A 24862-nucleotide genomic window follows, 5' to 3' on the forward strand; every position below is an offset into this window, starting at 1 on the left:
GCGATCCTGACGTTTGCGCTCCGAAGCGATGCCTAGCGCTTCACTTCTGCCAAATCAGGCTGCGTCTCCTGCGGCGGTTCGTCATCTGCGATGGCGCGCCAGGCTGCGCCGTCGAGATCATCATACTGGCCGCTCTTGAGCGACCAGAGAAAGGCGACGAGGCCGGCAAGTCCGAGCCCCAGCGCCAGAGGGACGAGGATGATCAGGACTTCCATGATGCAATCCCCCGTGAGGCGCTGCGCGCGCGCAGCGCGTTCAGCATGACCAGGATGGACGATCCGCTCATCGCGGCCGCCGCGATCAACGGCGTCACGACGCCGCTGATGGCAATCGGCACCGCCAGGATGTTGTAGCCGATCGCGAGCCAGAGATTCTGCCGCATCAGATGCAGCGCCTTTCGCGCGTGGTCGACGGCGGTCACGACCGGCGCGAGCGGCTTGCCGAGGAAGACGAGGTCCGCGGTCGCCTGGCTGAGATGCGCGGCCGAGATCGGCGACATCGAGACATGGGCTGCCGCCAGCGAGGGCGCATCGTTCATGCCGTCGCCGACCATCAGCACGCGGGTGCCACGTCGCTTGAGCTCCTCGATCCGCGCGATCTTGTCGGCCGGCGTGACACCGGCGCGCCACTCGGGAATCCCGAGCGCATCTGCCGCCGCCTTCACCGCCCGCTCACGGTCGCCAGAGAGGATCTCGACACCGAGATTGCGGGCCTTCAGCGCCCCAATCACCGTGACCGCATCCGGACGCAGGGCCTGCCGCACCATGAAAATGAACTTTTCCGCCCCCCTGCTGAAGGCGACGATGGACGCTTCCGGGTCGAGATCGGCGCCGCTCTTCACGAGTTCCTCGGCACCGCAAAAAGACGGCCGGCCAAGGCGGATCTCGATGCCGTTGATGCTTGCGCGCACCCCCTGCCCGGCTTCCTCGACCGCGCCGACGATCGGCGATTTGGCGCGGGCAGCCTGCACCACCGCGGCCGCGACGGGATGATGGCTCGACAGCGCGAGCTGCCCGGCGAGCGCCAGGATATCGGCAGGGATCGCCGCCGCATTGACCACGTCGAGATCCGGCAATGTCAGGGTGCCGGTCTTGTCGAAGATGATGTGATCGGCCTCCGCCAGCCGCTCGATCGCGTCACCTGCGTTGAGCAGCACACCGGATTTGAACATCGCGCCCGAGGCCACCGTCTGCACCGTCGGGATCGCAAGTCCGAGCGCGCAAGGGCAGGTGATGATCAGCACGGCGACGCCGGTGACGATCGCGTCGTGCCAGCCTGCACCGGCCAGCACCCAGCCGAGGATGGTGAGGAGCGCGGTCGCATGCACCACGGGCGCATAGAGGCGCGAGGCACGGTCGGCGAGCCGCCGATAGCGCGAGCGCGCCTGGAGCGCGTTGTCGAGCAGGCGCGTGATCTCCGCGAGCAACGTCGCTTCCGACGCGGCCGAAACCCGCACCCGCAAGGCGCCGGAGACATTCATCGAGCCGGCATAGACCGGCGTGCCTCTGTCAGCCGTGACGTAAAGCGTCTCGCCGGTGATCAGACTCTGGTCGATCTCCGAACGACCCTCGATTACGGTGCCGTCGACAGCGCAGCGTTCGCCGGGTCGCAGCAGCACGATGTCGCCTGGATTGATCGCGGCGACCGGCACCTGCGAGATCTCGTCAGGGCCGACGAACTTTGCCGCAGTCTCGGCCTTCAGCGCCGCCAGATTGCCGGCGACCGCACGCGTCCGCCGGCGCATGTTCTGGTCGAGAAAGCGGCCGACCAGGAGAAAAGTCAGCAGCATGATCGCAGCGTCGAAATAGGCGTGCTCGGCATGATGGATGGTCTCGACCACGGACATGCCGAGTGCGAGGATCACCCCGATCGAGATCGGGACGTCCATGTTGGTGGTCTTCGCCGACACCGCGCGCCAGGCCGAGCGGAAGAACGGCTGGCCGGCATAGGCCGCGGCCGGCAGCGCGATCAGTGCCGACAGCCAGTGGAAGAAATCGCGCTGCTCGGGCAGCATATCGCTGACATTGCCGGACCACACCGGGATCGACAGCATCATCACGTTCATGGTCGCGAACGCTGCAACGCCGAGGCAACGAAGCAGGAAGCGCGACTCCGCGACCTCGGTCGCCTCCGCGCTTGCCGTCTCGTAAGGATAGGCCCTGTAGCCGAGTTCTTCGAGCCGATCGATGAAGCGCGCAGGATCGAGCGTGCCCTCCTTCCATTCCAGCGCGACGCGGCGGTCGGTGAGGTTCACCCGCGCCAGCGTCACGTCGGGAATGGCGGAGAGACCGCGCTCGATCTTCGCCATGCAGCCGGCGCAGTGCACGCCCTCGACCGCGAGATCGATGTGCTGGAGCCCGTCACCCGCAGCACGAACATAATGGGAGAAATCGCGCGAGAGCTGCATGAGAACTTCCTTCAGTTCAGGATCACGCGATTGCGCGACGTGAACATTCGCTCGCCGCGCGCATCGCCCTCGAGCACGAGATCCCACTGGCCGGGTGCGACGGCGGTCGCGTTGCCGCCATAGACTCCGATGCCGATCTCGGCGAGCTCCACGGACAGGTCGGCGCGCTTGTCGGTCGGCCGCTCCAGTCGCCCTGAGAATTTCAGACCGGTGACCGGGCGGCCGGTGGCATCCCGGGCCTCGATCCGCACCGTCGCGCCGCCATCGGCGCTGCGCTGGATCTTCGCGTCGACCTGCCATTTCCGCTCCGCCTGGCCCCGCGCCGCCGCGATCTCCCTCTCGTAGGTGAGACCGGCAGCATAGGGACTGTCGACGTCGGTGCCGGGGAGCGTCGCGATCGCAAGCTTCATCATGGTGGCGTTGACGCCGATTACGACGCCGAAAAACGCAACCAGAATGATGAGGACCGTGGTCCCGGTCAGTGGCTTCGGTGCGGCGGATGCCATGGCGAACTCCAAACGATGTTCTCAGGGCGCGACGAAATTGTCGGTGGCGGAGGCGACCTCGCCGAGCCCGATATCGGTGACGTGGAAATGGACCGGGATCGATTTCTCCGGATTGCTCTCGGCCGGCGCCGTCACCAGCAGCCGCAATTCCGCGGTCTGGTCGCGACCGATCACGACCATCGGCCGGTCCGGCGTGACGGAATCGACGCCGACGACATGGACCTTCGCATTCACCGGCCCGTCGACGTCAATCGCGATGACGCGGTCGAAGCCGCGCTTGTTGAGCAGCCGGACCGTGTAGGCGTTGCGAATCGAGCCGTCGCTCAGCTTGACGGCGATCGGGTTGCGGTCGTGCAGTACGTTGACGTCGAGCAGGCTGCGGGTCAGCAGCGCATAGAGCATGATGCCGCCGATGACCGCGATGATCGCGCTGTAGACGGTGGTGCGGGGCCGCACGATGCGATAGATCGGTGGCTTGCCTTCCTGGCGGCGCTGGATGTTGATGTCGTTGTCATAGGCGATCAGTCGGGTTGGCCGGCCGATCTTGGTCATCACGGCATCGCAGGCATCGATGCACAGGCCGCACTGGATGCATTCCATCTGCGGCCCGTTGCGGATGTCGATGCCGGTCGGGCAAACCGCGACGCACTGGTAGCAATCGACGCAGTCGCCGACTTGCTCGCCGAGCGCACGCAGCTCGGCGGCCTTCTTGACCGACGTGCGCTTCTCGCCGCGGTCGTAGCGGTAGGTGACGTTGAGCGCCCATTCATCGGTGAGCGCGGCCTGGATGCGCGGCCAGGGGCACATATAGGTGCAGACCTGCTCGCGCATGTAGCCGGCGAGCAGATAAGTCGTCGCGGTGAGGATGCAGATCCAGATATAGGCGATCATCGGCGCCTGAAACGTGACGAGCTGCTTCACCAGCGTTGGCGCATCGTTGAAATAGAGCACCCAGGCGCCGCCGGTCCACCAGGCGATCAGCAGCCAGATCGAATGCTTGAGCACGATCTCTGAAATGCGCTCGAGCTTCATCGGATCGGACGAGGCGTCCTTCTTCATGCGCTCGCGCCGATCGCCCTCGATCAGCCGCTCGACGGCGTAAAACAGGTCGGTCCAGACGGTCTGCGGACATAGGTAGCCGCACCAGATGCGGCCGCCGATGGAGTTCATCAGGAACAGCGCCACCGCGGCGACGATCAGCAGGCCGGTAAAGTAGTAGACTTCCTGCGGCCACAGCTCGATGAAGAAGAAGTAGAAGCGGCTGTTGGGCAGATCGATCAGCACGGCCTGGCTCGGGGCGCCCAGGCCGCGGTTCCAGCGCACGAACGGCAGGAAATAGTAGACGCCGAGGCAGAATGCCATCAGCCCCCATTTGGTCCGGCGGAACGTGCCCGAGACGCTTTGGGGGTAGACTTTCTTGCGGGAGGCGTAGAGCGGCCCGTAATCATCTTCCTGTGCGAGCTCGTTCGGGTTCACGGCCATGCTCATCGCTGAATCCGTTTGCAGGTACGATTGAACCTAGATCGAACTCCGACCGTGCAGTTGATCCAGCTCAAACGGGGGCGGGTTTCCCCGCCCCGTCTTTGCCTTCGCCGCGACGTTACTTGCCGCCGCCGAGCGAGTGGACGTAGACCGCCATCGCCTTGAGGGTAGCGGGATCGAGCCGTCCGTCCCACGCCGGCATGACACCGGAGCGGCCCTGGCTGATGGTCTCGATCAGGGTCGCCTCGTCCGAGCCGTAGAGCCAGATCTTGTCGGTCAGGTTGGGCGCGCCCATCTCCTGATTGCCCTTGCCTCCGTCGCCATGACAGGCGACGCAATTCTCAGTGAAGATCTTTTCGCCCTTGGCGGCGTCATAGCCCGGCCGGGTCGACAGGCCCGACAGCGAGCGGACGTAGTTGGCGACCGTGACGATCTCGTCGGGCTTCAGCACGCCATCCTTGCCGAAGGCGAGCATCTGCCCCTCATGGGTCTTGGCGTGACCGGACCGCGCGCCGAACTGGATGGTCTGCATGATCTGGTCGAGCGTGCCGCCCCACAGCCAGTCGTCGTCGTTGAGATTCGGGAAGCCCTTTGCGCCGGCTGCGCCGCTGCCGTGGCATGGCGCGCAATTGTCGCCGAATACGACCCTGCCCTTGGCACGCGCCAGTGCCAGCAGCGCCGGATCCTTCTCGATGTCAGCGAGGGGAGCGGCCGCCAGCGCCGCCATCTTCTCGCCGCGGGCGGCCTCGAGATTGGCGAGCTCCACCGCGAGGCTGGCGCGCGTCGAATAGCCGAGCAGGCCGGTGGTATTGCTCGAAATCAATGGCCAGGCCGGATAGACGATCCAGTAGCCGATCGCCCAGACGATGGTGAGGTAGAACGTCACCAGCCACCAGCGCGGCAGCGGCGTGTTCAGCTCCTTGATGCCATCCCATTGGTGTCCGGTCGTGGTCTTGCCGGAGACGCTGTCGAATTCACCGTGGTCGGTCATGATCCCTCACTCCTCGCGCAACGGCAGTCGCGCCGCCTCGTCGAAGGCGGCCTTGTTGCGCGGCCAGAATGCGTAGGCGACGATCGCGAGGAAGATCGCGACGAAGGCCGGCGTCCAGATCGTCGTCACGAGATCGGATGCAAAGTTATGGACTGTCAGAATTGCTTTCATCGTTCATGCCTTCTCAGCGGAGATTGGCTTTCTCGTTGTAGAGCTTGAAGTCGACGAGCGTGCCGAGCATCTGCAGGTAGGCGATCAGCGCGTCCATCTCGGTCGGGGTGCCCGGCTTGCCGTCGAAGTTGCGCACCACCGCCTTGGCGTAGCGCTTGGTGAAGGCATCGCTGCCGGCATTATCCGGATCGGCCTGCGCCTTCAGGTCGTTGGCCGCATTGGCGATCTGGTCGTCGCTGTAGGGCACGCCGACGGCCTTGAGCGTTCGCATGTGATCGGCAATCGTGGCGAGATCGACTTCGTTCTCGGCCAGGAACGGATAACCCGGCATCACCGACTGCGGCACGATGGCGCGCGGGTTGGTCAGATGGGTCACGTGCCAGTCGTCGGAATATTTGGCGCCGACGCGGGCAAGATCCGGTCCTGTGCGCTTGGAGCCCCACTGGAACGGGTGGTCGTACATGCTCTCGGCGGCGAGCGAGAAGTGACCGTAGCGCTCGACCTCGTCGCGCAAGGGACGGATCATCTGCGAGTGGCAGAGATAGCAGCCCTCGCGGACGTAGATGTTGCGGCCGGCGAGCTCGAGCGGCGTATAGGGCCGCACGCCGTCGACCACCTCGATCGTGCTCTTGAGGTAGAACAGCGGCGCGATCTCGACGAGACCGCCGATCGAGATCACCAGCAGGATGCCGACGACCAGGACGATCGAGTTCTTTTCGAAGATTTGGTGGCGTGTCCAGAATGACATTGCTGAGCTCCTCATTCCGCCGGCTGAAGAGCGACGGGCATCTGCACTTCCGCCTCGCCGACGCGCACGGTCATCCAGAGATTGTAGGCCATGATCAGCGCGCCGATCAGGAACAACCCTCCGCCGGCCGCGCGGATGATGTAGAAGGGATGCATCGCTTCCACGGTTTCGATGAAGGAATATTCGAGAAAGCCGAGCGAGGTGTAGGCGCGCCACATCAGGCCCTGGAGGATGCCGGACACCCACATCGCCGAGATGTAGAGGACGATGCCAAGCGTCGCGATCCAGAAGTGCCAGTTGACGAGCTTGAGGCTGTAGAGACCCTTACGATTCCAGGCCCACGGCACCAGGCAATACAGCGCGCCGAAGGAGACGAAACCGACCCAGCCGAGCGCACCGGAATGCACGTGGCCGATGGTCCAGTCGGTGTAGTGGCTGAGCGAGTTGACGACCTTGATTGACATCATCGGGCCTTCGAAGGTCGACATGCCGTAGAAGGCGACGGAGACCACGAGCATGCGCAGCACGGGGTCGGTGCGCAGCTTGTCCCAGGCGCCAGACAGCGTCATCAGGCCGTTGATCATGCCGCCCCAGGACGGCATCCACAGCATCACCGAGAAGGTCATGCCGAGCGTCTGTGTCCAGTCCGGCAGCGCGGTGTAGTGCAGATGGTGCGGGCCGGCCCAGATGTAGAGGAAGATCAGCGACCAGAAGTGGATGATCGACAGCCGGTAGGAATAGATCGGCCGCTCCGCGCGCTTCGGGATGAAGTAGTACATGATGGCGAGGAAGCCGGCGGTCAGGAAGAAGCCGACCGCGTTGTGGCCGTACCACCACTGGAACATCGCGTCCTGAACGCCGGCCCAGGCGACGTAGGATTTGGAGCCGAACACCGACACCGGCAGCGCGGGATTATTGCCGAGATGCAGGACGGCGATCGTCACGATGAAGGCGAGATAGAACCAGTTCGCGACGAAGATGTGCGGTTCCTTGCGCTTGATCACCGTGACGAGGAAGACCAGCAGATAGGTCACCCAAACGATGGTCAGCCAGAGGTCCGCATACCATTCCGGCTCCGCATATTCCTTGGACTGCGTAACGCCGAGCAGATAGCCGGTGCCGGCGACGAGGATGAAGAAGTTGTAGCCGACGACGACGAACCAGGGCGCAAGATCGCCGGCAAGCCGGACACGGCAAGACTTCTGCACGACGTAGAACGAGGATGCGATCAGCACGTTGCCGCCGAACGCGAATATCACGGCCGAGGTGTGCAGCGGACGCAGGCGGCCAAAGCTCGTCCAGGGCAGGTCGAAGTTGAGCGCGGGCCAGGCGAGCTGCGAGGCGATGATCAGGCCGACCAGGAAGCCGGCGATGCCCCAGAACATCGACATGAAGGCGGAGAACTTGATCGGCCCCATATTGTAGTTGGGCCGGCCGTTGATCTCCGCGGGCGGCAGCGCCGCCGCGCGCTCGAAGTAGCGGTTGAGAATGACGAAGACCGCCGCGATGCTCGCCGCAGCGCTCAGCGAGGCATGGAAGGCGAAGGGCGCATCGAGCGCCTTGGCTGCCGCGACCACACAGAGGAAGGCGGTGACTGCGAACACTGCCGCCAGGCCGCTTTCACCGATGGTCATGGATTTGGAAATGGAGGGCTGGCTCATGCGGATTCTCTCTGAAAGAACACGCAGCCAGAAACCATATCCATGCTCGCGGGGAATTGATTGAAATCAAGATAGTCGGATTTCCGGCAGCCCCGACCCAGGGGACATCGGGAAGCAATATCAGCCGCTTACGTACGGTTCCGCGCGAATGACTGGACCCGGCCTCCGGCAAATTCACGGAGCCCGGATGTCGCAGAAATGAGCCAGCCGACAGGCTAGTCGCGCGCGGTCGCCTTGAGCGCGGTGATGACGTCCTCCCGCGCGATGATGCCGACGAGCTTCTGCGTTCCGTCGAGCACGATGATGCTCCGAATCCGGTGCTCGACCATGAGCTGGAGCACGCGGGTCAACCGCGTATCTGGATGAACGTAGATGAATTCCGGCGTCATGACGTCGCCGACCTTGCGATTCATCAGGTCGAGATAGCGCGGCACCATCTGGCTTGGCGTGAACGCAAAGCATTTCAGGATATCGAACTTGGTGACGATACCGACGACCTGCCCATCCTCCTCGACCGGATAGCCGTTGAAGTCGTCGCGCTCGAACATCTCGCTGAGCTCGAGCACGTTGAGATCGCGCACCACGGTCTTGACGTTGCGCGTCATGTAGCCGTCGGTGGTCTGTTCAAGGAATCTGTACACGGCGCGTCCTCTGATTGTCTTTCGGTCAAGGAGTCAGTGCGACAGCAGCACGCAGCAAGCTGACTGGGTGAGCAGATATTGCGTGACGCCGCCGAGGACCAATTCGCGGAACCGCGAATGGCCGTAGGCGCCGGCAACGATCAGGCCGGCTCCGACGTCGGCAGCCAACTTACCCAAATGGTCAGCCACGCTTTCGTTCCGGCCCGCTTCCGACACCCTGGCAGTGGCCGTGACGCCATGGCGGGCGAGCCAGGAAACGACGTCGGTGACAGAGGCCAGCACCGCCGGACGATCGTCATCCGGCTCCGGAATCGCGACGATCGTGATCTCCCTCGCCTTGCGCAGCAGCGGCAGTGAATCGACGAGCGCACGCCGCGCCTCCGGCGTATCCTTCCAGGCCGCCAGCACGCTGCGCAGATCGAGCCAGTTGAAGCTGTCAGGCACGACCAGCAGCGGACGGCCGGCCTGCATCACCAGGTCCTTGGGGCTCGCAAGCGAGAAGGCATCCGCGAAAGCCGGGCTTTGCCCCCCGCTGACGATGATGTCGGCGCAACGCGCCTGCTGCAGCGCGTAACGCGCCGGGAAATCGACCGCGCCGCGCCACTCGACGCGCCCGCCGCGATTCCTGGTTGCAGTACGGAATTGTCCCTCCAGATCGGCAAGGCGCTGCCGGACCGAGGCCTCGCCCTGGTCGATCAGACGCTGCGCCTCGGCGCTGTCAGTGAAATAGAGTGGCGGCGCGAATTGCGCCGCGGCAACTCCGACGATCGCCGCCTCGAATCGCTCCGCGAGCTCGCCCGCGGCCTGAAGCCTCGCCTCATTGGGCTGACCAAGCGCCAGGCTGACCATGACGGTCGCGTATGTCATTCCAAGTCTCCCGAGCTTGCAGATCGCAGCCATGCTAGGCGCACCGCGGCGGGCGCGGGATGAGATAGATCAAGCCGGCAAACGGTTCGGGCCGCCGCTGGACTGGTCAACCGGTCGCGAGGTAACCGATCGCCGAACTTGCCTCCGGGGCGGCCATGCGCGAAATTGCGGTCGCGGAACCGCGCCCCGGACCACAACGCAAGGATGGAAGCAAATTGAGCCCGACCCGCGTAACTCATCCGGCAGATGACGGTCGGGGCGAACATTTCCGGGTGCGGATCGAGGGATTCGGCGTCGGCACCTGGGACCTCGACCTCAAGACGCAGGAATTCGAGTGGTCGGATGCGGCCGGGGCGATGTTCGGCGTCGCCCGCAGCCAGCCGATTACCTATGAGCTTTTTCTGTCACGCCTCGAGCCGAGAGACCGCGAGCGCGTCGAAGCCGCGATCGGGCGCGTCGCCGAGCGCGGCGGCGGATTCGACGTGTCTTTCCGGATCGCCGATTCCGGCAGAGGACAATGGATCAGGGCCCGCGCCGGCCTGATCCGGGACGAGGCCGGTAGCGCGCGGCATCTGAGTGGGATCTTTCTCGACATCGACGAGGAGAAGCAGGTCGAGGAAGCGCTGCGCACCCGCGAGACCCATCTCCGCTCGATCCTGCACACGATCCCCGATGCCATGATCGTCATCGACGGCCATGGCATCATCCAGCTGTTCAGCACGGCCGCCGAGCGCCTGTTCGGCTATTTGGAGCATGAGGCGATCGGCCAGAACGTCAACATCCTGATGCCCGACCCCGACCGCTCCCGCCACGACAGCTATATCGCCCGCTACCGCACCACGCGCGATCCCCACATCATCGGCATCGGCCGCATCGTCACCGGCAAGCGGCGCGACGGCACGACGTTTCCGATGCACCTGTCGATCGGCGAGATGCAATCCGGCGGCGAGCCTTATTTCACCGGCTTCGTCCGCGACATGACCGAGCACCAGCACACCCAGGCGCGGCTCCAGGAGCTGCAGTCCGAGCTCGTCCATGTCTCGCGCCTGAGCGCCATGGGGGAGATGGCCTCGGCGCTCGCTCACGAGCTCAACCAGCCGCTGGCGGCCATCAGCAACTATATGAAGGGCTCGCGCCGGCTGCTGGCAGGCAGCAGGGATCCGAATATCGAAAAGATCGAGAGCGCGATGGACCGCGCCGCCGAGCAGGCGCTGCGCGCCGGCCAGATCATCCGCCGCCTGCGCGACTTCGTCTCGCGCGGCGAATCCGAGAAGCGGGTCGAGAGCCTCTCCAAGCTGATCGAGGAAGCCGGCGCCCTCGGCCTTGCCGGCGCGCGCGAGCAGAACGTTCAGCTCCGCTTCAATCTTGATCCAGAGGCCGACCTGGTGCTGGCCGACCGCGTCCAGATCCAGCAGGTGCTGGTCAACCTGTTCCGCAACGCGCTGGAGGCCATGGCGCAATCGCCACGGCGCGAGCTCGTCGTGACCAACACCGAGGTGGTCGACGACATGATCGAAGTGGAAGTCGCCGACACCGGATCCGGCTTCCACGACGACGTGATACCGAACCTGTTCCAGACCTTCTTCACGACGAAGGAGACCGGCATGGGCGTGGGACTTTCCATCAGCCGCTCGATCATCGAGGCTCACGGCGGCCGCATGTGGGCCGAGAGCAACGCATCGGGCGGCGCGACGTTTCGCTTCACCTTGCCGGCAGCCGACGAGAACTGATCAATGACCACCAAAGGACATGTCTACGTCATCGACGACGACGAGGCGATGCGGGATTCGCTGAAGTTCCTGCTGGATTCGTCCAGCTTCAGTGTCCGATTGTTCGAGGCGGCGCAAGGCTTTCTCGATGCGCTGCCGGGTCTCCCCTTCGGCTGCGTGGTGTCCGACGTGCGCATGCCCGGGCTTGACGGGATCGAGCTCCTGAAGCGCATGAAGGCCACGCAAAGCCCATTCCCGATCCTGATCATGACCGGTCATGGCGACGTTCCACTGGCGGTCGAAGCCATGAAGCTTGGCGCCGTCGACTTCCTCGAAAAGCCGTTCGATGACGATCGCCTGATCGCGATGATCGAAACCGCGATCCACCGGGCCGAGCCTGCTGCCAAGAGCGAGGCAATCACGCAGAACGTCGCCGCGCGTCTGGCCTCGCTCAGCCCGCGTGAGCGCCAGGTCATGGAGGGGTTGATCGCGGGCCTCTCCAACAAGCTGATTGCCCGCGAATACGACATCAGCCCGCGCACCATCGAAGTCTACCGGGCGAACGTCATGACCAAGATGCAGGCTGGCAGCCTGTCGGAGCTGGTGCGGCTGGCGATGCGCGCCGGCATGCTCAAGGATTGAGCCGGCTTCGACTTGAGGCATGTCAAGTCCGTCTCCCCGTCGCGTGTTAGCAAAGTCGCATGACTGAGATCAGCTTACACCATAGGCGGGATCCAATGTCGTCCCCCCTCAAGCCCACCGTCTACGTGGTCGACGACGACGATGCCGTCCTGGGATCACTGCGATTCCTGCTCGAAACGGACGGCTTCGCCGTGCGGACCTTCAGGAATGCCACGGCATTGCTGAATACCCCGCACTCCCCTGGCGCGGACTGCTACGTGATCGATTACAAGATGCCCGATATCAACGGCGTCGAGCTCGCCAGGCGCCTGCGCAAGTCGGAGGGCGACACGCCCGTGATCCTGATCACGGGCTATCCGGACGAGAATATTTCGACCCGCGCCGCCGCGGTCGGGATCAAGGACGTGATCTTGAAGCCGCTTCTCGACGAGAATCTCATCAAGCGCATCCGCGGCGCCATCCAGCGCAAGCCCAACGGCTGACCTCGAGGACCGACCTACGGGAATCTACGTAGGTACACCCCCTTAAGATATCGCTCGAAATTTTCACGCCCCGAAACCCGCGGTAACCATCTGCCATCTGAAATGGAGATGGCCAAGATGCTCACCCAGTTGCTCAATACCCAGATTCACGGCAGCAAGATCGCCCCCGCCGCTCATCCAGTCTCCGATCAGTTCGGCGCCATCACCGGCCATGTCGGTCTTGTCGCCACCGAGTTCTCCTACCGCAAGGACGAGGAGATCTACGGCGAGGACGAGCCTGCTGAATACGTCTACCAGGTCGTCTCCGGCGCGGTGCGCAGCTACAAGCTCCTTTCCGACGGCCGCCGCCAGATCGGCGCCTTCCACCTTCCCGGCGACGTGTTCGGTCTCGAATCCGGCGCCACCCATCGCCTCGCCGCCGAGGCCATCATCGACACCACCGTGCGCCTCGTGAAGCGCTCCAGCCTCGAGAAAGCCGCCGGCACCGACGTGCAGGTTGCCCGCAAGCTCTGGGCGATGACCGCGGGCGAACTGCGCCACGCCGAGGACCACATGCTGCTGCTCGGCCGCAAGACCGCCATGGAGCGCGTTGCGACCTTCCTGCTCGAAATGGACCGCCGGCTCGCCGTCGCCGGCATGATGGCGCTGCCGATGTGCCGTCGCGACATCGGCGACTATCTCGGCCTGACGCTGGAAACGGTGTCGCGCGCGCTGTCGCAGCTTCATTCCCAGGGCATCCTGGGCTTTTCCGGCGCCCGTCAGATCGTGCTGCGCAACCGCCAGCGCCTGCACAATCTCGACGCCTGATTTCTTCCTCCCTGCCATCTTCCCAACTGGCCGGCCGAATCCGTTTCGGCCGGCCATTTTCTCATTCTCAACCTGCGCTGCGCCGCGTCTCCGGCATGACCAGGAGAATCAGGACGAGCCCAGCCGCGGCGACACAGGCTAGGCCGACGAAGGCGGTGCTGCTGCCGAACCTGTCGCTGATGAAGCCGCCGAGCACGGTGCTCAGCGACGCGCCGATGCCGGTCGCGGTTCCCACGACTCCCTGCGCAAGATTGAAATGGCCGCTGCCAAAGGCGACGTCGGCGACGATTAGTGGAATCATCACCGCGAACACCGCAGCCGTGATGCCGTCGAACACCTGCACCAGCACCAAGAGATAGGGGTCGCGGACGGTTGCGAACAAAAGCCCGCGAATCGCAAGCGCGCCGAACCCTAGCAGCAGCAGCGGCCGCCGGCCCCAGGCCTGCGCCTTGCGCCCGACCGACGGCGACATCAGCGCAACGATCGCCTGCGGCACGATGATACAGCCCGCGATCAGGACAGTCGCCCACTGGCTGGACCGCGTCGTCACCACGCTCGCCATCAAGGGCAGCATCGCCGCGTTCGCAAGCTGCAACAGCATCACACTGCAGGCGAAGATCAACAGCGGCCGCTGCCTCAGCAGATGCCACACATTCGTGTCCGCGCCTTCGGCGGCTTCGCGCGGCATTTCGCCATGCGCGCGCGCCACGTCGACCTCCTCCTCGCGGATCCGCGACAGGGCGATCAGGGTCGGGATAGCGAGCAGGAAGGTGACCAGGAACACCGAGCGGCTCGACAGCAGATAGCCGGCGGTGCCCATCACCGCGGCGGCGACGCCGTTGCCAAGCGATGCGAAGCGCGCGTTGCGGCCGAGCCGTTCGCCGATCGCGAACGGCCCGACAAGGCCGAGGCTGATCGCGGCGATCGCCGGCCCCAGCACGCAGCTCGCGGCCGCATGCAGGGTCGCCGCCGTCACCACGACCGGAAAGATCGGCATCGCCGCATACGCAAGCGCGCAGCAGCCGATGGTCGCGATGGCCAGCCCCGCGACCAGCCGCTCGGATTTCGCGGCGTCGATGATCGCGCCACCCGGCATCTGACCGATCAGGGCGACGATGCCGCCGATCGACAGCACGAGGCCGATCTCGACCTGCGTCCATTTCTGCGTCGTCAGATACACCGCGATGAACGGGCCAAAGCCGGTCTGCACGTCGGCCAGAAAGAAGATGAACCAGTCCAGCGCCCGCAGGCTTTGCTTTGACGGCACAGGTTGCGGAAGCGCAGGGACAGCGTTGCGGCTCTCAGGTGGGCCACGTTGATCGTTGCTCGGATGGCTCGGCTTCCTGGACAAGCGCACCGACAGTCTGCCCTCCCCTTTCCTTACGGAATGAACTGCAGCGGTTGCAGGGTGCCGGACGCACCCAACACGACGATCGGTGTGTCCTCCTTGTACTCCGGCGCAGCCGCGACCTGGGCCTTGGTCAGCTCCAGGCTGATGCTGTCCTTCTTGTTGGCGATCTTGCCGAAGTGCAGCGCGTTCCAGTCGACCACGATCTTGCGGCTGCCGACGCCGAGGAAGCCGCCGAAATCGATCACCGCCGCGCGCACCTTGCCGGTGCGATCGACGACGACGTCGACGATGCGCCCCATGTCCTCATCGGCGGCGCTGCGCACGTCGCGCCCGAGCACGCCGTGCGCGTCGCTGGCACCGATGATGGTAACCGACGGCGGCGGCGGCGCATCCTTCGGCACCACAGGCGCGGCCGGGGCCGGCGATGGCGGAGCGTTCGGCTCGGTTTGCACCGCAGGCGGCTCCTCCGCCGCGTACGACATCGCAGGCGCGATGCTTCCCAGGATCACTGCGACCAGCATCAACCGCGTCATGGCGGGCATGCGACCTCCTCCGGCTGGCGATGCTAAAGCGCGATGAGATTGTGACGAATCGTCATCGCGCTTTAGGTTGTTGTTTGAGCATGATCTTTTCGGAAAACCGCTCCACACTTTTCCGGATCATGCCACTAGTGCGCCAGCACGATCGATACCTGGATCTGTCCGCGCGTGCGCAGCACCTCGAGCGCGACATCGGTGCCGTGGCGGCGGATCCGCAAATCGACGCTGGACGGGCCCAGTTGCAGGTCGTGCAGCACCACCTCGTTCAAAAACGCCGGCAGATGCGGATTGCGCAGGCGGATCTCGCTGCGCGCGACGTCGAACTCGATGCCGAGCGCAGCTTCCAGCAGCGTGAACGGCGTCGCGCTGGCCCAGGCCTGCGGCGCGCAGGCGACCGGATAGAGCGTCGGGCCGCGGCGCTTCTCGCGCCGGAAGCCGCAGAACAATTCCGGCAGCCGCCGGAGGTCCATATAGGTCGCGGCCTCGAACAGGCCCTTGAAGACGTGCGCCACCGAATGCTTCAGGCCGTAGCGCGCGAGCCCGAGCGCGATCAGCGCATTGTCGTGTGGCCAGACCGAACCGTCATGATAGGACATCGGATTGTATCTGATTTCGCCGAGCGCCACGGTGCGAATGCCCCAGCCGGAGAAGAAATACGGCCGCATCAGGTCGGCAGCGACCTTGCGCGCGCGGTCCTCCCTGATCATGCCGCTGAACAGGAGCTGGCCGGCATTCGACGTCCGCACCTTGCAGGGCCGCTTGGCGCCGTCGAGCGCGAGCGCATAGGTGCCGAGCTCCTCGCACCAGAACGCGTCCTCAAAGCGTGCGGCGAGCGCCTTTGCCTCGGCCTCCAGCTTCCTCACCTTGTCCGGCTTGCCCAGCCGCAGGGCGCAGCGCGCGGCGAGCTGCTTGGCGGCAAACACATAGCCCTGCACTTCGGCGAGAGCGATGTAGCCTTCGGCGAGCGTGCCGTCGGCATGGAAGATCGCATCATAGGAGTCTTTCCAGCCCTGGTTGGCAAGGCCCTGCTCCGAGGCACGCTGATATTCGACGAAGCCGTCCTGGTCGGGATCGCCGGGTCCGTCGATCCAGGCCAGCGCGGCTTCGATCGCAGGCCACAATTCCAGCAGCGTCTCAACATCGCCGGTGCGCTCGAAATAGTGGCCGGCGAGCAGCACGAACAGCGCGGTCGAATCGACGCTGCCGTAATATTGCGCGAACGGCACCTCGCGCAGCGCCGCCATCTCGCCGCCGCGCATCTCGTGCAGGATCTTGCCGGGCTCGGCGTCGGCGAGCGGGTCAGTGGCCTTTGCCTGGAAGTGCGCGAGTCGCCGCAGCACGCCCCTGGCGACCCGCGGATCGATCCACAGCATCTGCAAGGCCGTGATCAGGCCGTCGCGACCGAAGGTCGTCGAGTACCAGGGAATGCCGGCATAGGGATAGCGGCCCTGCGGCGTATCCGTCATCAGCATGTTGAGGTCGGCCATCGCCTGGCACAACACCTCGTTGAAGATGTTGTTGGAGGTCTCGATGCTGGTTGCCCCCGCCGTACAGGAGCGCATTTCGCGGCGATGCGCCAGCATGGCCGGAAAGAACCGCACTGGCTTGAGTGTTTGCGGCCGGTTGCAGGACACCGCCACGAACAACGACTTCGTATGATGCGGCTCGAGCTCGAGCTGCCAGGTGGCGGCATTGACCGAGAGCCGGGTTGGCCTTGGATCGAAATGCAGCCCCGTCGTGCGCTGCGCGTCATCGAGGCCCCGATATTCGAACAGGACGTCGGTCGGGCCAACCAATTTGCTCGCGCCGGTCCCCCGACGCAGCCGCTTCTCGCCGCGCACCTCGAACAGATCCGCGAAATCGCTGTCGAACAGCAGCGTCAGCTCGAAGCTCGCCGGCCGGTCGCCATGGTTCTGCAGGCCGATGCGCTGATAGGCCGTGCCGCGCCACAGGAACACCGTGCGCACGATGTGCAGCAGGTCCTTCTGGAGGACGATGCGGCCATTGCGGTAGATATCGGGATTGGTGAGATCGACGGTCAGAGCCGAGTTGTCGTCACGCAGGTTCGAGCCGAGCAGCAACGGCTGAAGATCGTCGAGCACGAGCTCGAGCCGCGCGAGATAGCGCGTGTCGCAGTTGAACAGGCCGTCCGGACCACCGGCGGACGCGCCGATATCGCCATGGCTGTCGAGCACGATGAAGGTGTCGTCGTGCTTGAGCGACCGCCGCGGCCGCGCCGCAGGTCCCGTCATGGGAATGTAGAACGGCTGCTCCTCCACCACTTCCACGGTTCGCGATGCCGCGACGAACTGGGTGACGACTTCGGCTGACATGCGCTATTCCCCTGCGCCGTTATCCAAAACGCAATCGACCTGAACGCGACTAGCGACTTACGCGGCGAACTTCGAGAGCCGGTTCATCTCCTGTGTGACCAGCTCGCGGTAAGGCCCGTGGTTCTGCATCAGGCGGTCGGGCGATCCGTCCTCTATGATCTTGCCAGCCTTCAGCACCACCACCCGGTCGAAATTGCGCAGGGTTGCCAACCGGTGCGCGATCGCAATCACGGTGCGGCCGCGCATCAGGCGCGACAACGCCTCGCGGATCGCCTCCTCCGCCTCGCTGTCGAGCGCTGCGGTCGCCTCGTCGAGCAGCAGGATCGGCGCGTCCTTCAGGAAGGCGCGCGCGATTGCGATGCGCTGACGCTGGCCACCGGAGAGTTTCACGCCGCGGTCCCCGACCATGGTGTCGAGCCCCTCGGGCATACTCTCGACGAAATCGCAGCGCGCCGCGATCGCCGCGCGCAACACCTCGTCGTCGGTCGCGTTGGGCCGGCCGTAACGGATGTTCTCGCGGACCGAGCGATGAAACAACGAAATGTCCTGCGGCACCACGGAGATTGCCTCACGCAAGCTCTGCTGCGTCACCCGCGCGATGTCCTGGCCATCGACGGTGACGCTGCCGTCATCGACGTCATAGAACCGCTGCAACAGCGTAAACAGCGTCGATTTTCCGCCGCCGGACTGCCCGACCAGGCCGACGCGCTGACCGGGCTGCAGCCGCAGGCTGAAGCGCTCGAAGATCTTCGAAGCTCCGGGATAGCCGAATGTCACGTTGTTGAAGGCAATCGCGGCGCCGCGCTTGACCAGCGGCTCGGCTTCGGGGTGGTCACGCAATTCGTGCGGAACCAGGAGCGTTGCGATCGCCTCCGTCAGCCGCGCAACATGCTGGGTGACGTCGACCAGCGCGACCGCAAGATCGCGGGTGGCGTTGAGGATCGAGAGCCCGAGCGTGCAGACCAGCACGACCTCGCCAGTCGTCGCTTCGCCCTTCTGCCAGAGCGTGATGGCCCAGGCGAGCAGCGCGAGCGTCAGGACGACGGTGACCGCGGCGTGGGTCAGGCGCAGCTTTTCCAGGTAACGAAGACTGCGGCCGCGCGCCGTCAGTTCCCGGTTCACGGTGGCGTCGAAGCGCTGATGCTCGTGGGTGATGCCGCAGAATGCCCGCACCAGTGGCATGTTGCTGATGACGTCGATCATCTCGCCGTCGACGACGGCGGCCTTGTCGGCGAAATCGTCATGCAGCGGCTTGCCGGCTGCGGCAAGGTGGAACATCGCGATTACCATGCCACCGGCGATTACGATCAAACCCGCCGCCATATAAAGACTCACGGTTCCAATCAGTAGGATTGCCGCAATTGTGGCAATGCACGGCGGCAGGACATTCCAAACAAACATGTTCTCCACGGTGAACACGGCGTTGGAGGTGGCGGTGATACGACTGGTAAGCATGCCCGGCATGCGATCCGAGAAGTAGCTCGGCGCGTGACCGGTCAGATGCCGGAAGATGTCGCGACGCAGATCCCCGGTCACGCCGACAAAGGTGAAACTCGCTGTCCAACTTGCAATACGCCACAGGAAGTTATCGGCAGTGATCAGCGACATGAGGAAAGCGAATGACAGCCATACGCTTCCGCCATGAGAAGCGCCGGCAGACAGGCTGTCGACCAGCGATTTGACGCCATATTGCGTTCCCACGGAGCAGGCGACAGCCGCGACCACAGCGGTCAGGATCACCAGATGCGACGCCAGCCGCCGGCGAAGATAGCGCAAAACAAAGGCAAACGGCCGCCTCGCGTAACCCGATAGTTGATCCATATGGCTGCCACCCCGTCATCTAAGCAATTGTCAGTCGTGCCTCGCGCGGCACTGGCTGAGTGAACATCGACCGGTTCGTTCCGGTTCCCTTGCAATGCGATCACGACATGACGATGCGGACGATCTGAGAAACAGTCGTGACATCATCAAGACCAGATTGCGGACGAGTCACGCCGCATTGCGGACGTGTCCAATAAGTAACCTTTGAAGTGTGGAACTTCGCAGATGCGGGAACGTTCCCATGGCTGGCATGCCGGTGCCGAAGTGAGCTGGGGTTCAACTTTCATGATCGCGACAAGGAGGATGGTGAGATGCGCATCGCGCAGGTAGCTCCGTTGACGGAGGCTGTTCCACCCAAGCTTTATGGCGGCACCGAACGGGTGGTGCATTGGTTGACGGAGGAACTGGTGGCGCTGGGACACGATGTAACCCTGTTCGCCAGCGGCGACTCGCATACCTCGGCCAAGCTCGACGCGACATGGCCCAAGGCGCTGCGCCTGGACGGCTCGGTGCGCGATCCCAACGCGCTGCACATGGTGATGCTGGAGCGGGTGCGGCAGAAATGCGACGAGGAGGAGTTCGACTTTCTCCACTTTCACCTCGATTACTATCCCTGGTCGCTATTCTATCGCCAGCCGACGCCATTCCTGACGACGCTGCACGGCCGGCTCGACCTGCCCGAGCATCAGCCGGTGTTCAATACGTTCTCTGAAATCCCGGTCATCTCGATCTCGAACGCGCAGCGGCGGCCGGTGCCGCAGGCCAATTGGGTGCGCACAATTCATCATGGCCTGCCGGAAAATCTGCTGACGCCGGCGCCTGCGAAGCAGGATTATCTCGCGGTGCTCGGCCGCATCGCGCCGGAAAAGGGCGTCGATCGGGCCATCAACATCGCGACGCGCTGCGGCATCCCGCTGAAGATCGCGGCCAAGGTCGATCGCGCCGACCAGGATTATTACGACGAGCTGATCCGACCGCTGATCGAGAACAATCCGCTGGTCGAATTCATCGGCGAGATCAGCGACCACGAGAAATCGGAGTTTTTGAGCGGCGCGCTCAGTCTTCTGCTGCCGATCGACTGGCCCGAGCCGTTCGGACTGGTGATGATCGAAGCCATGGCCTGCGGCACGCCGGTGATCGCCTTCAATCGCGGCTCGGCGCCGGAGATCATCGACGAGGGCCTGACCGGCTTCGTCGTCGAGGACGAGATCAGCGCGGTCGCGGCCGTCGGTCGCCTGCCGCAACTGAGCCGCAGCGCAATCCGCAAGCAGTTCGAAACGCGCTTCACCGCAAGGCGTATGGCGCTCGACTATCTCGCCGCCTACCGCGGCCTGATGGAGGCGACCGCGCCGAGGATCAAGCTGGTGAGCAGCGCGGAGTAGCGCCGCGCTTCCACGTTCTCCGCTGTCACTCCCCGCGAAAGCGGGGAATCCAGTATGCGGCCGCCTCCCCATATTCCTCGCTGTCTCTGGAATACTGGATCGCCCGCCCCAGTGCGCAATTGCGCACAAGGCGGGCGATGACACCGAGATCGGCGATAACAGAGAACGTGTGGCGCGTGCCGCCTACGTCACCACCACGCGCTTTGGCTCGACAATCTCGAACATGCGCGGAAATTCGTCCATCAGGGCCATCGGCTCGGCGAGGCGAAGCGCGTTGCCCGACAGCTTGATCTTGCCGGCGGCAACTGCCTCCGGAAATGTCGTGAGCTTGGCAATCACCTCGTCGAGCGTGGAACGGGAGAGCGTGAAGCTGGCGTCGGCTTTTTCCGACTGCGTGTCTTCGGTGTAAGTGAGCGCGGAATTCTCGAGATTGAGCGCGAAGGTCTCGCCGGTGTCGGAAAAGCTCCAGTTCAGCACGATGTGCTTGCCCTCCGCTTTCGGCCCGTTGAGACGAATGCCGAGCACGTCCCAGAGCTGGGAAGTGCGAAGTGCGGCCAGCGTCTCGCGCGGCATCGGCGGGCGTGGCGGGGTCTTCGGCATGCCCTGGCGCAGCTCCTGCGCGCCGAACAGATAGGCGTTGCGCCAGGTCGCGCTTTCCGCGGCATAGCCGAGCTGCTCCAGCGTGTCGGCGAGTAGGCTACGTGCCGCCACATGATCCGGCTCGGCGAAGACGAGGTGGCTCAGCGCCTGCGCCACGAAGCGAAACTCACCCTTGTCGAAGTCCTTCCTGGCTCGTGCGAGGATCGCGTCCGCACCACCCATATACTCGACATACTTCCTGCCGGATTCGACCGGCGGCAGCGGATCGAGATTGACGGGGTTCGCATCGTACCAGCCGAGGTATTTCTGGTAGATCGCCTTCACATTGTGACGGATGTGGCCGTAATAACCGCGGCCGTGCCAGGCGCCTTCCAGACTTTGCGGCAGCTTGATCGTCTCGGCGATCTCGGCTGCGGTCAAGCCGTGATTCATCAGGCGGATGGTCTGGTCATGCGCGAACTTGTAGAGGTCGCGCTGCTGGCGGATCATGGTGTCGATGCGCTCGCGCCCCCACACCGGCCAGTGATGCTGGCCACACATCGCCTCCGCCTTGCCGCCCCACAGAGAAAGCGCCTCATTCAGGTATTTCGACCAGGCCAGCGCATCGCGCACGTCGGCGCCGCGGAACGGCAACAGATTGTGGAAGTTATGCGTGCAGTTCTCAGCTAAGTTCAAAACATTGTAGCGCGGGATGAAGAAGTGCATCTCGGCCGGTGCCTCGCTGTTCGGCGCCATCTGGAACTCGAATTCGACGCCGTCAATCACCCGCGTGTCGCCGGTCGCCATGATCAGGTCGGTCGGACGCAGCAGCGCCACTGAACCAGCCGCCATCGACTTGCCAAGACCGCAATCGACCTGCCCGCGCGGCCCCTTGGTGAGGAACGGCCCGAACTGATATTGCGCCCGGCGCAGCATCGCGGGGCCAGCGATGATGTTCTCGGAGACCGCGTGCTCCATGAACATGTTCGGCGCGATGATCGGCACGCGGCCCGTGGCGAGCGCGTCCTCCTCCAGAACGCCGCGCGCGCCGCCCCAGTGATCGGTATGGGTATGGGTGAAGATGACCGCTGCGACAGGCCGTAGGCCGCGATGCCTGAAATAGAGATCGAGCGCGGCGCGGGCGCCTTCGATCGAGGTCAGGGTATCGACCACGATGACGCCGCTGTCGCCTTCGATCAGCGTCATGTTGGCGATGTCGAGCCCGCGCACCTGATAGACGCCGGGCACCACCTCGAACAGGCCGTGGTGCATGTTGAGGCGCGACTGGCGCCACAGGCTCGGATTGACCGTCGGCGGCGCCGGCTCGGCCGACAGGAAGCTGTAGGGCTCGAAGCTCCAGACCGTCCGGCCTTGCGGGTTGGTGATCTTCGCATTCTCGATGGTGCCTAGAAAGCCGCGTGTAGCGTCTTCGAAATCCCGCGTGTCGGAAAACGGCAGCGCGCTCAGCATCGCCTCGTGCTGCGCGATGACGGGCGACGTTGCATCTTTCGGCTCGCTGCTCGCGATCTCGGTCATCGGGCCGGCTCCCTCCTGATTTGGTCGGGCGCCATCTAAGCGCATTCGCGCGCTGGTTCCAACAGCCCGCGACCGGCAATGCCGGTCGCTACGTCTGCGACGCCTGATCCTAGTGCATCCCGAGCACTCTCGGCAGGAACAGCGTCAGCTCGGGCCAGTAGGTCACGACGACCAGGAAGGCGAGCATCGTGAGCAGCCACGGCATGACGGCCACCGCGAGCTCGGTGATGCGCATTCGCGCGATCATCGACGCCACGTAGAGATTTAACCCGACAGGCGGGTGGCAAAGGCCGACCTCCATGTTGACGTCGATGACGATGCCGAAATGAACGAGATCGATGCCGAGCTTCTTCGCCGCCGGCGCGAGGATCGGCGCCATGATCAGGATGATCGAGTTCGGCTCCATGAAATTGCCGGCGAGCAGCAACAGCACGTTGACGACCAGGAGGAAGCCGACCCAGCCGAGATTCTGTGCCGCGATCCAATCGGCGAGCGTTGCCGGCAGGTTCTCGTTGGACAGCACGAAGGAGAACAGCACCGCATTGGTGACGATGTAGAGCAGCATCGCGCTGGTGTTGGCGGCACGGAGCAGCACGCGCGGCACGTCCTTCATCCCGATCGCCTTGTAGACGAAGACCGAGATGAAGAAGGAATAGACCGCCGCCATCGCGGCCGCCTCGGTCGCGGTGAACAGGCCGCTATAGATGCCGCCGATGATGATGACGACCAGCATCAATCCCCAGATGCTCTCACGGAAGGTGCGTACCGTCTCACCCCAGCTCGCCTTCGGGAGGCGCGGATAGTCGCGCTTGCGCGCAAGCCACCAGGTCACGATGCACAGCATCGTGGTCAGCATCATGCCGGGCAGCAGGCCGGCGACGAACAGCGCGCCGATCGAGGTGTTGGTCGAGACCGCGTAGACGATCTTCGGGATCGAGGGCAGCATCAGGATGCCGAGCGAGCCGGCGACCGTGATGATACCGGCGCCGAAGCGCATGGGATAGCCGTGGCGGACCATCTCGGGCAGCACGATGGCGCCGATCGCAGCCACCGTGGCGACGCTCGAGCCGCACACCAGCGCGAACATCGCGCAGGCGACGATGCCGGCAAGGCCGAGACCGCCATGCCAGTGGCCGATCAGCGAGGTCGCGAAATTGATCATGCGCCGCGCCACGCCGCCATGGGTCAAAAAGTTGCCGGCGAGGATGAAGAACGGGATCGCCATGATCTCAAAGCTCTCGATGCCGGTGAAGAGCTTCATCGAGACGGCCTCGATCGGCACCGCCGTCAACGTGAACAGGAACGTCATCACGGTGAGGCCGAGCGCGATCGAGACCGGGATGCCCGTCAGCATCAGCGCGATCAGCAGTGCAAACACGGTGGCGGCGCGCATCCAATGCGGAAGCACGATGACGCCGGACTTTTCGGCAAGGCACAGCGCGAAGATCAGGATCGGCGCCAGAATCAGGATCACGCCGAGCGGCGAGATTTTTCGCGAAGCCGCTTTCGTCGCAGCGCCGGCGGGCTGCGGATGCAGCGCCGGGGAGCCGTCGGCCTGCACGCCCTCGACATGGGTCTCGTCGTGATGCGGCAGCTCGCCGGTCCAGAAATAGAACCAAGCGACCTGGAGGAAGCGGAAGCACATCAGGCCGGAGCCGAGCGGGATCGCCAGATAGACGATCCACATCGGCGCTTCCAGGTCGTTCGACTGCTGTCCGGTGTGGAACATCTCGCCGACGAAGGAGGCGCCGAAGGCCGCGATCATGCCGGTGAAGATCGCGCCGCAGAGCAGCGCGAACAGGATCACGTGCTTGCGGGAATGTTCGGGCAGGCGGTTGACGAGCAGGTCGACGCCGACATGGATGCCGGTGCGCACGCCATAGGCTGCGCCAAACTTCGCCATCCAGATGAACATGTAGATGCAGAGCTCCTGCGCCCAGGACAGGTCGAGCTCTGAGAGGAAGGTGAACAGGCCCTGCGCCATGGCGTCGAGCCAGGTAAGCCCGTGCGCAGTCGCCCATCTGGCGAGAGCGATCGATTCGCCGGCACCGTAGCGATGCAGCACGGCAATGAAGATCAGGCCCGTTGCAGCCGCAATGAGCGTCGCGATCAGCCACTCTTCGAGATAATTGAGCGCACGATTGAGCACGCGAAGCAAATCAAGTCCCCCTATCAGACCGAAACGGCCGGGAGTGCGTTCACTCCCG

21 protein-coding genes and 1 pseudogene are annotated in these 24862 nt (G+C 64.3%); 5 read left to right on the forward strand and 17 right to left on the reverse strand.

Annotation, left to right across the window (positions count from 1 at the left end; genetic code table 11):
• Positions 1-32 precede the first annotated feature (32 nt).
• The 10 genes from ccoS to SO140_RS04625 form a co-directional block, all read right to left on the reverse strand.
• Positions 33-215: a cbb3-type cytochrome oxidase assembly protein CcoS gene (gene ccoS, locus SO140_RS04580; RefSeq protein WP_449379521.1), complete on the reverse strand. Its 183-nt coding sequence runs from the start codon at positions 213-215 to the stop codon at positions 33-35.
• A complete protein-coding gene (locus tag SO140_RS04585) occupies positions 203-2407 on the reverse strand; it encodes a cation-translocating P-type ATPase (RefSeq protein ID WP_449379522.1) in 2205 nt (734 codons plus the stop codon). Before SO140_RS04585 ends, ccoS begins: the two co-directional genes overlap by 13 nt.
• 11 nt (positions 2408-2418) lie before the next feature.
• A complete protein-coding gene (locus SO140_RS04590) occupies positions 2419-2913 on the reverse strand; it encodes a FixH family protein (RefSeq protein ID WP_449379523.1) in 495 nt (164 codons plus the stop codon).
• Positions 2914-2934: 21 nt separating this feature from the next.
• On the reverse strand, positions 2935-4401 hold the full coding sequence (gene ccoG / locus SO140_RS04595) for a cytochrome c oxidase accessory protein CcoG (protein WP_449379524.1): 1467 nt from the start codon (positions 4399-4401) through the stop codon (positions 2935-2937).
• Between the two features lie 112 nt (positions 4402-4513).
• A complete protein-coding gene (gene ccoP, locus SO140_RS04600; RefSeq protein ID WP_449379525.1) occupies positions 4514-5386 on the reverse strand; it encodes a cytochrome-c oxidase, cbb3-type subunit III in 873 nt (290 codons plus the stop codon).
• Positions 5387-5392: 6 nt separating this feature from the next.
• Entirely contained in the window at positions 5393-5557 is a 165-nt protein-coding gene (locus SO140_RS04605; RefSeq protein ID WP_449379526.1) for a cbb3-type cytochrome oxidase subunit 3, read from the reverse strand.
• Positions 5558-5570: 13 nt separating this feature from the next.
• Positions 5571-6305, reverse strand: coding sequence for a cytochrome-c oxidase, cbb3-type subunit II (gene ccoO, locus SO140_RS04610; protein ID WP_449379527.1), 735 nt, complete (start codon positions 6303-6305; stop codon positions 5571-5573).
• 11 nt (positions 6306-6316) lie between these two features.
• The gene (gene ccoN / locus SO140_RS04615; protein WP_449379528.1) at positions 6317-7966 is read right to left on the reverse strand and encodes a cytochrome-c oxidase, cbb3-type subunit I; all 1650 of its coding nucleotides are present in this window, start codon (positions 7964-7966) and stop codon (positions 6317-6319) included.
• A gap of 215 nt (positions 7967-8181) precedes the next feature.
• Positions 8182-8607 (reverse strand): CBS domain-containing protein, encoded by a 426-nt coding sequence (locus tag SO140_RS04620; RefSeq protein WP_449379529.1) that lies wholly within the window; start codon positions 8605-8607, stop codon positions 8182-8184.
• 33 nt (positions 8608-8640) lie between these two features.
• The gene (locus SO140_RS04625; protein ID WP_449379530.1) at positions 8641-9474 is read right to left on the reverse strand and encodes a universal stress protein; all 834 of its coding nucleotides are present in this window, start codon (positions 9472-9474) and stop codon (positions 8641-8643) included.
• 215 nt (positions 9475-9689) lie between these two features.
• Here SO140_RS04625 and fixL point away from each other — a divergent pair, with 215 nt between their 5' ends.
• The 4 genes from fixL (at position 9690) to SO140_RS04645 (ending at position 13114) form a co-directional block, all read left to right on the forward strand.
• Positions 9690-11204: a sensor protein FixL gene (gene fixL, locus SO140_RS04630; protein WP_498542373.1), complete on the forward strand. Its 1515-nt coding sequence runs from the start codon at positions 9690-9692 to the stop codon at positions 11202-11204.
• Between the two features lie 3 nt (positions 11205-11207).
• Positions 11208-11825 (forward strand): response regulator FixJ, encoded by a 618-nt coding sequence (gene fixJ, locus SO140_RS04635; protein ID WP_449379532.1) that lies wholly within the window; start codon positions 11208-11210, stop codon positions 11823-11825.
• A gap of 59 nt (positions 11826-11884) precedes the next feature.
• On the forward strand, positions 11885-12307 hold the full coding sequence (locus SO140_RS04640; protein ID WP_449379533.1) for a response regulator: 423 nt from the start codon (positions 11885-11887) through the stop codon (positions 12305-12307).
• A 117-nt stretch (positions 12308-12424) separates the two neighbouring features.
• Positions 12425-13114, forward strand: coding sequence for a helix-turn-helix domain-containing protein (locus tag SO140_RS04645; RefSeq protein ID WP_449379545.1), 690 nt, complete (start codon positions 12425-12427; stop codon positions 13112-13114).
• Between the two features lie 67 nt (positions 13115-13181).
• On the opposite strand, the gene SO140_RS04650 is transcribed toward SO140_RS04645, so the two are convergent.
• From SO140_RS04650 to SO140_RS04665, 4 genes are all read right to left on the reverse strand, one after another.
• Positions 13182-14471 (reverse strand): MFS transporter, encoded by a 1290-nt coding sequence (locus SO140_RS04650; RefSeq protein ID WP_449379534.1) that lies wholly within the window; start codon positions 14469-14471, stop codon positions 13182-13184.
• Positions 14472-14494: 23 nt separating this feature from the next.
• On the reverse strand, positions 14495-15007 hold the full coding sequence (locus tag SO140_RS04655) for a PRC-barrel domain-containing protein (RefSeq protein ID WP_449379535.1): 513 nt from the start codon (positions 15005-15007) through the stop codon (positions 14495-14497).
• Positions 15008-15132: 125 nt separating this feature from the next.
• Complete coding sequence (locus SO140_RS04660) at positions 15133-17337, reverse strand: amylo-alpha-1,6-glucosidase (protein ID WP_498539489.1); 2205 nt, start codon at positions 17335-17337, stop codon at positions 15133-15135.
• Between the two features lie 57 nt (positions 17338-17394).
• Positions 17395-19158, reverse strand: a complete 1764-nt coding sequence (locus SO140_RS04665) for an ABC transporter ATP-binding protein (protein WP_474798171.1) — start codon at positions 19156-19158, stop codon at positions 17395-17397.
• Positions 19159-19469: 311 nt separating this feature from the next.
• Between SO140_RS04665 and SO140_RS04670 the strand changes: the two genes are divergently transcribed.
• The gene (locus SO140_RS04670) at positions 19470-20540 is read left to right on the forward strand and encodes a glycosyltransferase family 4 protein (protein WP_449379538.1); all 1071 of its coding nucleotides are present in this window, start codon (positions 19470-19472) and stop codon (positions 20538-20540) included.
• Positions 20541-20723: 183 nt separating this feature from the next.
• On the opposite strand, the gene SO140_RS04675 is transcribed toward SO140_RS04670, so the two are convergent.
• From SO140_RS04675 to SO140_RS04685, 3 genes and pseudogenes are all read right to left on the reverse strand, one after another.
• Positions 20724-22655, reverse strand: coding sequence for an alkyl/aryl-sulfatase (locus tag SO140_RS04675; RefSeq protein WP_498542374.1), 1932 nt, complete (start codon positions 22653-22655; stop codon positions 20724-20726).
• Between the two features lie 109 nt (positions 22656-22764).
• Complete coding sequence (locus tag SO140_RS04680; RefSeq protein WP_449383796.1) at positions 22765-24048, reverse strand: TRAP transporter large permease; 1284 nt, start codon at positions 24046-24048, stop codon at positions 22765-22767.
• Positions 24049-24285: 237 nt separating this feature from the next.
• Positions 24286-24639, reverse strand: a pseudogene (locus SO140_RS04685) (TRAP transporter small permease); the annotation flags it as partial.
• Positions 24640-24862 lie beyond the last annotated feature (223 nt).

The sequence above is a fragment of the Bradyrhizobium sp. UFLA05-108 genome, from assembly GCF_059803455.1.

Coding starts and splice junctions, on each gene's coding strand:
- SO140_RS04675 (WP_498542374.1), bottom strand. CDS start 22,655: ATGACCGAGATCGCGAGCAGCGAGCCGAAAGATGCAACGTCGCCCGTC.
- SO140_RS04590 (WP_449379523.1), bottom strand. CDS start 2,913: ATGGCATCCGCCGCACCGAAGCCACTGACCGGGACCACGGTCCTCATC.
- ccoP (WP_449379525.1), bottom strand. CDS start 5,386: ATGACCGACCACGGTGAATTCGACAGCGTCTCCGGCAAGACCACGACC.
- SO140_RS04640 (WP_449379533.1), top strand. CDS start 11,885: ATGACTGAGATCAGCTTACACCATAGGCGGGATCCAATGTCGTCCCCC.
- SO140_RS04625 (WP_449379530.1), bottom strand. CDS start 9,474: ATGACATACGCGACCGTCATGGTCAGCCTGGCGCTTGGTCAGCCCAAT.
- ccoS (WP_449379521.1), bottom strand. CDS start 215: ATGGAAGTCCTGATCATCCTCGTCCCTCTGGCGCTGGGGCTCGGACTT.
- SO140_RS04655 (WP_449379535.1), bottom strand. CDS start 15,007: ATGCCCGCCATGACGCGGTTGATGCTGGTCGCAGTGATCCTGGGAAGC.
- ccoG (WP_449379524.1), bottom strand. CDS start 4,401: ATGAGCATGGCCGTGAACCCGAACGAGCTCGCACAGGAAGATGATTAC.
- ccoO (WP_449379527.1), bottom strand. CDS start 6,305: ATGTCATTCTGGACACGCCACCAAATCTTCGAAAAGAACTCGATCGTC.
- SO140_RS04670 (WP_449379538.1), top strand. CDS start 19,470: ATGCGCATCGCGCAGGTAGCTCCGTTGACGGAGGCTGTTCCACCCAAG.
- SO140_RS04645 (WP_449379545.1), top strand. CDS start 12,425: ATGCTCACCCAGTTGCTCAATACCCAGATTCACGGCAGCAAGATCGCC.
- ccoN (WP_449379528.1), bottom strand. CDS start 7,966: ATGAGCCAGCCCTCCATTTCCAAATCCATGACCATCGGTGAAAGCGGC.
- SO140_RS04660 (WP_498539489.1), bottom strand. CDS start 17,337: ATGTCAGCCGAAGTCGTCACCCAGTTCGTCGCGGCATCGCGAACCGTG.
- fixJ (WP_449379532.1), top strand. CDS start 11,208: ATGACCACCAAAGGACATGTCTACGTCATCGACGACGACGAGGCGATG.
- SO140_RS04585 (WP_449379522.1), bottom strand. CDS start 2,407: ATGCAGCTCTCGCGCGATTTCTCCCATTATGTTCGTGCTGCGGGTGAC.
- SO140_RS04680 (WP_449383796.1), bottom strand. CDS start 24,048: ATGCGCGCCGCCACCGTGTTTGCACTGCTGATCGCGCTGATGCTGACG.
- SO140_RS04605 (WP_449379526.1), bottom strand. CDS start 5,557: ATGAAAGCAATTCTGACAGTCCATAACTTTGCATCCGATCTCGTGACG.
- SO140_RS04665 (WP_474798171.1), bottom strand. CDS start 19,158: ATGGATCAACTATCGGGTTACGCGAGGCGGCCGTTTGCCTTTGTTTTG.